1 pseudogene is annotated in these 665 nt (G+C 36.8%); it reads right to left on the reverse strand.

Features of this window, described 5'->3' with window-relative positions:
- Positions 1 to 665 (reverse strand): annotated as a pseudogene (locus tag ACYVTD_RS14710) (methyl-accepting chemotaxis protein); the annotation flags it as partial.

Raw genomic sequence — 665 nt, forward strand, 5'->3', positions numbered from 1 at the left:
GGTTTCGCCTAATAGCTCGTCAAGATGAACTTTATTTTCAACTAGGTTATAATCCGCCGCAGCGGTAATTTCATTGTATTTATTGAACATATACGGCGTGATATTTTCATCGAATTCATGATAACTGGAAGCTACAAAATTTGAGAATTCGGTAAGATTTATACCTATGCCGAGCATTCCTACGGGATTTTTTTTGTTATGCGCGTCGGCAAATACAGGAACATTGACCCAAAGGTTGATTTGATCCAAATCAGGATTATAATTAATGTTAAAATTAAACTTTTTCGTTTCGTACAATGTTAAATTGTACCAATAAGATGCGGGATCATCGGGGTTAATTATGTACGGATCATTTCCCGTTGTATAAAAGACTTTATCCATATCGCTGACCCAAAATACAACCTTATTTTCAAAATGTTCCTGATAAAGGGACATTTCTATATCAGCCAGAGCTTTAAGGTTTGGATCGTGTGGGTTAATAAAATACTGCTGAATTATCGGCGTATCAGCCATTTTCAATACAAGGGCAAGCTCGCTGTTTACCAAGGTTGTCAAACGCAGGCGCATTGTTTCGGACGATATAGAAAGCTGTTGTTGAATAAAAGAAAGGTTTATTTGATGAGCGGAAATTGTATATGTCGCAATTGCGGATAAGGCGATAACTA

It is taken from the genome of Treponema sp. R6D11, assembly GCF_054786075.1.